Annotated in this window: 1 protein-coding gene; it reads left to right on the forward strand. The window is 48.4% G+C overall.

Annotated elements, in window-relative coordinates:
• The first annotated feature begins 244 nt into the window (after positions 1–244).
• Entirely contained in the window at positions 245–1,255 is a 1,011-nt protein-coding gene (locus tag ABD949_RS18220; protein ID WP_345245577.1) for an IS110 family RNA-guided transposase, read from the forward strand.
• The last annotated feature ends 18 nt before the right edge of the window (positions 1,256–1,273 follow it).

Here is a 1,273-nt window from a genome sequence, read left to right on the forward strand (position 1 = left end):
CCCAACACGCCTTTAGTTTTGAGCGGTGGTAAAATTTCAAGAATTTCACTTGTGGTAATGCTACTCTCAGTCAGGCACTTTAGCAAACACGTAAGGACAAAAGACCTATTTAGAGTTTGAATCCTGGCTGAGCCTTTCAAATCATACACTGTATAGAAAATGAGGCTTGAAAGCCTACTAGTAAGGCTTAAGTGCTGATTTGAAAGCGTAGTGTAAAGCAGTTTTCACCTAAATCCTTCTTGTTATGCCGTTTGATTTCTTTCTGGGTATCGATGTCGCTAAGCAAACCCTGGACTATGCTTGTGTGGATCTGCAAGGTAATCTAAAAGCGCAAGGCCAGATCCCCAACGCCCATAAACCCATTGAGCACCTGCTGGAGGAACTCCGTCAGCGTTTTAACCTGGAGCCAGCCAACATGCTGATCTGCCTCGAACACACAGGTATCTATAATAATCATCTGCTGGAGGTATTTACTCGACCAGACTACTGTGTCTGGTTAGAATCCGGTAAGCAGATCCGCTATTCGATGGGCGTCCACCGGGCAAAGACCGATAGCGCCGATGCGCTCAACATTGCTCGCTATGCTCAACGACACCAGGCTCAGGCAAGGCTGTGGAAGCCTGAGACCAAGCTCCTGACCAGTCTAAAAGCCCTTACCTCGCTTCGCAGTCGACTTCTACTGGCGGCCAACACCCTTAAGCAACCCCTCAAGGAAGCCAAGCCGTTTATGGACAAAGGCATCGTTAGATCGCTGGAAAAGGCCTCTGCCCATTCCTTGAAAGCCTTGGAAAAAGATCTGGAAGCGGTCAATAGCCAGATTGAAACTTTGATTAAGGGAGATCCGGAACTCAATCGTCTGTTTCACCTACTAACCTCTATTGTAGGGATTGGCACCGTCACCGCAACGAGCCTTATTTTGGCTACCAATGCCTTCACTGATGGCAAAACCGCCAAGCAGTTTGCCTGTTATGCCGGCGTAGCACCGTTCCCGTATCAATCCGGCAGCAGCATCCGTGGCCGAACGCGAGTCTCGCCCATGGCGGACAAGCAGATGAAAACCCTGCTCCACTTATCGGCCATGACGGCAATCCGAGCAAAGGGGGAGTTGCAGGACTATTATCAGCGGAAAGTCAAAGAGGGCAAGAACAAAATGGCCGTCCTCAACGCGGTTCGCAATAAGTTAATCTTACGGGCCTATGCCGTGGTGGGTAAAAACCAGGAATATGATAAAACTTATACATACACACTTGCTTAAACCATAGAAAACTCTAAA

Origin of the sequence: Nibrella saemangeumensis (assembly GCF_039541915.1) — a bacterium.
In the GTDB taxonomy this organism is placed as follows: Bacteria; Bacteroidota; Bacteroidia; order Cytophagales; family Spirosomataceae; genus Nibrella; species Nibrella saemangeumensis.

What these genes read in the sequence shown, in the direction of transcription:
- ABD949_RS18220 (WP_345245577.1), top strand. Translation starts at nt 245, where the DNA reads ATGCCGTTTGATTTCTTTCTGGGTATCGATGTCGCTAAGCAAACCCTG.